Source organism: Cerasibacillus terrae (genome assembly GCF_008039555.1).
In the GTDB taxonomy this organism is placed as follows: Bacteria; Bacillota; Bacilli; order Bacillales; family Amphibacillaceae; genus Cerasibacillus; species Cerasibacillus terrae.
The window spans coordinates 1-5,486 of sequence record NZ_VDUW01000033.1; the positions used below are offsets into that span (position 1 = coordinate 1).

General features: G+C 41.7%; 3 protein-coding genes, 1 rRNA gene, 3 pseudogenes and 2 other annotated features. Of the genes and pseudogenes, 2 read left to right on the forward strand and 5 right to left on the reverse strand.

Features of this window, described 5'->3' with window-relative positions:
* Window positions 1-105 (forward strand): 16S ribosomal RNA (locus FHP05_RS15795); the annotation flags it as partial.
* Window positions 106-510: 405 nt separating this feature from the next.
* Window positions 511-2,025, reverse strand: a sequence feature (mutual gap in cmsearch alignment for this rRNA model is longer than 100).
* Window positions 1,385-1,466, forward strand: a sequence feature (23S ribosomal RNA rRNA prediction is too short). Its footprint overlaps the feature before it by 82 nt.
* Here FHP05_RS15795 and FHP05_RS15785 read toward each other — a convergent pair.
* Window positions 1,726-1,962: pseudogene (locus tag FHP05_RS15785) on the reverse strand (IS5/IS1182 family transposase); the annotation flags it as partial.
* Window positions 2,026-2,241: 216 nt before the next feature.
* Window positions 2,242-2,487 (reverse strand): annotated as a pseudogene (locus FHP05_RS15185) (transposase); the annotation flags it as partial.
* Window positions 2,488-2,512: 25 nt separating this feature from the next.
* Here FHP05_RS15185 and FHP05_RS15190 point away from each other — a divergent pair.
* Complete coding sequence (locus FHP05_RS15190) at window positions 2,513-2,746, forward strand: IS110 family transposase (RefSeq protein WP_407923447.1); 234 nt, start codon at window positions 2,513-2,515, stop codon at window positions 2,744-2,746.
* Here the strand turns inward: FHP05_RS15190 and FHP05_RS15195 are convergent.
* From FHP05_RS15195 to FHP05_RS15210, 3 genes and pseudogenes are all read right to left on the reverse strand, one after another.
* Window positions 2,740-2,982 (reverse strand): annotated as a pseudogene (locus FHP05_RS15195) (IS5/IS1182 family transposase); the annotation flags it as partial. The gene FHP05_RS15190 and the pseudogene FHP05_RS15195 sit on opposite strands and share 7 nt — an antisense overlap.
* A gap of 218 nt (window positions 2,983-3,200) precedes the next feature.
* Window positions 3,201-3,569: a hypothetical protein gene (locus tag FHP05_RS15205; protein WP_147670803.1), complete on the reverse strand. Its 369-nt coding sequence runs from the start codon at window positions 3,567-3,569 to the stop codon at window positions 3,201-3,203.
* Between the two features lie 855 nt (window positions 3,570-4,424).
* Window positions 4,425-4,799, reverse strand: coding sequence for a hypothetical protein (locus FHP05_RS15210; RefSeq protein WP_147670805.1), 375 nt, complete (start codon window positions 4,797-4,799; stop codon window positions 4,425-4,427).
* Between the last annotated feature and the right edge of the window lie 687 nt (window positions 4,800-5,486).

Here is a 5,486-nt window from a genome sequence, read left to right on the forward strand (position 1 = left end):
GGTAGAGTAACCGTAAGGAGCTAGCCGCCGAAGGTGGGGTCAATGATTGGGGTGAAGTCGTAACAAGGTAGCCGTATCGGAAGGTGCGGCTGGATCACCTCCTTTCTAAGGATATAAAAAGGTGAAAACGTCTGGTCATCGACGTACAGGCTGGACTACTCCTGACGAGACAAAGGAAACACAATGAGCGTAGCGAATTGATGTTAACTTGTCGGAGGAAGGAGTAGGAAGCATGCTAGTCGATAGACGTTTGAACTAGATTGCGGAACCCATTCATATAATGGGAAACATACTGGATCGTTCAGTTCAGTTTTGAGGGAGCAAATCTCTCGAAAACAAACCACTTGATGGAAATGAACTTCTGTTAAATATCGTCACATCTTGTGATGAATATGGAAGTCACGACATTCCATCCACCGTGCGCCCTTATTCACTTGACTAGCAAGCAAATAAGTAAAAATAATATATTACTTTACGCCATTGTTATTGATGTCGTTGGTATTTCTTATTTGGTTTTCAAGGTACAAACTTCCACAGGATATCGTGACTTCTATACTCATCACAAGATGTGACGATATTTAACAGAAGTTCATTTCCATCAAGTGGTTTGTTTTCGAGAGATTTGCTCCCTCAAAACTGAACTGAACGATCCAGTATGTTTCCGTAATCTAGCTCCGGCATCTTAGAGTAACCGTAAGGAGCTAGCCGCCGAAGGTGGGGTCAATGATTGGGGTGAAGTCGTAACAAGGTAGCCGTATCGGAAGGTGCGGCTGGATCACCTCCTTTCTAAGGAAAATCAAAAAGCGTAGGGGTCTAATTATAGATGCCGGAGCTAGATTACGGAAACATACTGGATCGTTCAGTTCAGTTTTGAGGGAGCAAATCTCTCGAAAACAAACCACTTGATGGAAATGAACTTCTGTTAAATATCGTCACATCTTGTGATGATCATCACAAGATGTGACGATATTTAACAGAAGTTCATTTCCATCAAGTGGTTTGTTTTCGAGAGATTTGCTCCCTCAAAACTGAACTGAACGATCCAGTATGTTTCCGTAATCTAGCTCCGGCATCTGTAATTAGACGCCTACGCTTTTTGATTTTCCTTAGAAAGGAGGTGATCCAGCCGCACCTTCCGATACGGCTACCTTGTTACGACTTCACCCCAATCATTGACCCCACCTTCGGCGGCTAGCTCCTTACGGTTACTCTAATCTCCTAAGGCTAAATACTCCCTAGTGACCGATAGTGAACCAGTACCGTGAGGGAAAGGTGAAAAGCACCCCGGAAGGGGAGTGAAATAGAACCTGAAACCGTGTGCCTACAAGTAGTCGGAGCACGTTTATGTGTGACGGCGTACCTTTTGCAGAATGGACCGGCGAGTTACGATCGTATGCAAGGTTAAGTGGAAGACACGGAGCCGTAGCGAAAGCGAGTCTTAATAGGGCGTTTAGTATGCGGTCGTAGATCTACGACCGCATACTAAACGCCCTATTAAGACTCGCTTTCGCTACGGCTCCGTGTCTTCCACTTAACCTTGCATACGATCGTAACTCGCCGGTCCATTCTGCAAAAGGTACGCCGTCACACATAAATGTGCTCCGACTACTTGTAGGCACACGGTTTCAGGTTCTATTTCACTCCCCTTCCGGGGTGCTTTTCACCTTTCCCTCACGGTACTGGTTCACTATCGGTCACTAGGGAGTATTTAGCCTTAGGAGATTAGTCATCTTTCATTCGCATAAAAGTGGCATCTGTATCCGTTTTGGAGTAACTATTGCGGTCCTCAAATATTTCCATATCCTTTTGATATTTTTGTTTGCGCACAATAAAATCTTGGAATTGCTTACAAGATTGTTTTGGTGCCTTACGCTCCGAACGCAGTTGTTTCCGTTCGCTTCCAACTTCACTTGCCTCAATTTGTTTGTCATATTCTTCCACTTTTTTATCAAGATTTCCTACAATGTTTTTCATTTCTGGAATACACATCATCTCTTTAGCACCTGGTATCTCTTCCACAAGGTTTTCTAGTTGAAAATCTAATCCCTCTAGTTGTTCCCTATACAAGTCATACTGTTCAAGTAGACTAGTCATTTCTAATTGGGCAAATTTCATACCAATTGAAATTCCAACACTTTTAGTGGCTGTTTCAACAAGTCTGGTAGCTCGTTTGATTCCTACACCACGTTTTACATGTGGTTTCCACTTTGAAAGTACTTCTTCTGGTGTCATTAATCCCCGTAGTAATTTATTTCCATCAAATGGACACTGTTTTTTGCCTATGGCAAATAATACACGCAATAATTTACAACATAGTGCGATAAGAGATTGCTGTTTTTTCAGTGGACGATTTGGTCGTGTTGTATAGTAGTGATGGAGTGCTTTAAATGTTTGATTATGTGCAACCATTGGTCTTACAGCTAAGTATAAGGCTTTTCTTAGCCTTTTTCGTCCACGTTTGGAAATTCTTGATTGGCCTTTGAATTTTGAGATACCAGGTGCTAAAGAGATGATGTGTATTCCTGGGCTAGGCGCCACGACAGTGGCCACCTTCTTCGCAGAAGTTGGAAACATTAGGAACTATAATCATCCACAACAGCTCGTTAATTTAGCTGGATTATCATTACGTGAGCACAGTTCCGGAAAATTCAAAGGCCAATCAAGAATTTCCAAACGTGGACGAAAAAGGCTAAGAAAAGCCTTATACTTAGCTGTAAGACCAATGGTTGCACATAATCAAACATAGTCATCTTTCATTCGCATAAAAGTGGCATCTGTATCCGTTTTGGAGTAACTATTGCGGTCCTCAAATATTTCCATATCCTTTTGATATTTTTGTTTGCGCACAATAAAATCTTGGAATTGCTTACGAGATTGTTTTGGTGCCTTACGCTCCGAACGCAGTTGTTTCCGTTCGCTTCCAACTTCACTTGCCTCAATTTGTTTGTCATATTCTTCCACTTTTTTATCAAGATTTCCTACAATGTTTTTCATTTCTCGCACTATGTTGTAAATTATTGCGTGTATTATTTGCCATAGGCAAAAAACAGTGTCCATTTGATGGAAATAAATTACTACGGGGATTACCACAAATAGAATCATTACAGGCAGCTTAGAGAAGCTTATTTTAGTTTATTAATCATCTTTTATATTTGTATTTCTCAAACCACAAACACCAATAGTGCAGAGTCGGAGCTTATTTATTCCATTCGGGCAAATATGACCCAGCTGAGGAGCATATCCGACCTCCACCCGGCCTGTTTCAATCCTTCTGGCTCTATTATATCAGGAATGATATCGGAAAGGACAACAATTCCTGCATCAAGGACAAGTGTTAATAGGCCTTTTGCGATTTCATATAAACCAACGGCAAGCCCTTTCACAAGGCCCCATACTTTTTCCGATCCCCACTCAACTACATCCCATACACCTTCGAAAAAGTTTGTATATTTAGCCTTTACATTTGCGGCTTTATCATTGTATGCATCATCAACATTTTCAAACCTTTGGAAACATACTGGATCGTTCAGTTCAGTTTTGAGGGAGCAAATCTCTCGAAAACAAACCACTTGATGGAAATGAACTTCTGTTAAATATCGTCACATCTTGTGATGAATATGGAAGTCACGACATTCTGTGGAAGTTTGTACCTTGAAAACCAAATAAGAAATACCAACGACATCAATAACAATGGCGTAAAGTAATATATTATTTTTACTTATTTGCTTGCTAGTCAAGTGAATAAGGGCGCACGGTGGATGGGTAGAGTAACCGTAAGGAGCTAGCCGCCGAAGGTGGGGTCAATGATTGGGGTGAAGTCGTAACAAGGTAGCCGTATCGGAAGGTGCGGCTGGATCACCTCCTTTCTAAGGATATAAAAAGGTGAAAGCGTCTGGTCATCGACGTACAGGCTGGACTACTCCTGACGAGACAAAGGAAACACAATGAGCGTAGCGAATTGATGTTGACTTGTCGGAGGAAGGAGTAGGAAGCATGCTAGTCGATAGACGTTGGTGGAGGTCGGATATGCTCCTCAGCTGGGTCATATTTGCCCGAATGGAATAAATAAGCTCCGACTCTGCACTATTGGTGTTTGTGGTTTGAGAAATACAAATATAAAAGATGATTAATAAACTAAATTAAGCTTCTCTAAGCTGCCTGTAATGATTCTATTTGTGGTAATCCCCGTAGTAATTTATTTCCATCAAATGCCGGTTCAATGTCTACTTACGACTCCCCGAGGCATATCGGTGTTAGTCCCGTCCTTCATCGGCTCCTAGTACCAAGGCATCCACCGTGCGCCCTTATTCACTTGACTAGCAAGCAAATAAGTAAAAATAATATATTACTTTACGCCATTGTTATTGATGTCGTTGGTATTTCTTATTTGGTTTTCAAGGTACAAACTCCCATATCTCACCGGATTATGGTCCATAAATTCCTTCGTCCTGCGTATCCACGAGGTGGAGGTCGGATATGCTCCTCAGCTGGGTCATATTTGCCCGAATGGAATAAATAAGCTCCGACTCTGCACTATTGGTGTTTGTGGTTTGAGAAATACAAATATAAAAGATGATTAATAAACTAAAGATGATATGTTTCATTGTTTGCTTGTAGGTTTCCACTCGATCATTGGCGGCCTGTTTCAATCCTTCTGGCTCTATTATATCAGGAATGATATCGGAAAGGACAACAATTCCTGCATCAAGGACAAGTGTTAATAGGCCTTTTGCGATTTCATATAAACCAACGGCAAGCCCTTTGATTTGCATGATTTTATGATTTTGATTATAATTCATTTGAGTCCTCTCCTTGGTATCTATAATTTCAGGGTCAATGCGCATTGACACCTTGTACTATACCAGGAGAGCTCTTTTTTATGCAAACCTCAAATTCCCTCAAATATCTTCATTACAGGAATGCTCCTCGAATGTCGTGACTTCCATATTCATCACAAGATGTGACGATATTTAACAGAAGTTCATTTCCATCAAGTGGTTTGTTTTCGAGAGATTTGCTCCCTCAAAACTGAACTGAACGATCCAGTATGTTTCCGTAATCTAGCTCCGGCATCTACAACACCCGAAGTCGGTAGAGTAACCGTAAGGAGCTAGCCGCCGAAGGTGGGGTCAATGATTGGGGTGAAGTCGTAACAAGGTAGCCGTATCGGAAGGTGCGGCTGGATCACCTCCTTTCTAAGGAAAATCAAAAAGCGTAGGGTAACAAGGCATCCACCGTGCGCCCTTATTCACTTGACTAGCAAGCAAATAAGTAAAAATAATATATTACTTTACGCCATTGTTATTGATGTCGTTGGTATTTCTTATTTGGTTTTCAAGGTACAAACTTCCACAGAGTCGGTAGAGTAACCGTAAGGAGCTAGCCGCCGAAGGTGGGGTCAATGATTGGGGTGAAGTCGTAACAAGGTAGCCGTATCGGAAGGTGCGGCTGGATCACCTCCTTTCTAAGGATATAAAAAGGTGAAA

Excerpts from the sequence above, each read along its gene's own strand:
- FHP05_RS15190 (WP_407923447.1), top strand. The coding sequence starts at position 2,513 with ATGTGTATTCCTGGGCTAGGCGCCACGACAGTGGCCACCTTCTTCGCA.
- FHP05_RS15210 (WP_147670805.1), bottom strand. The coding sequence starts at position 4,799 with ATGAATTATAATCAAAATCATAAAATCATGCAAATCAAAGGGCTTGCC.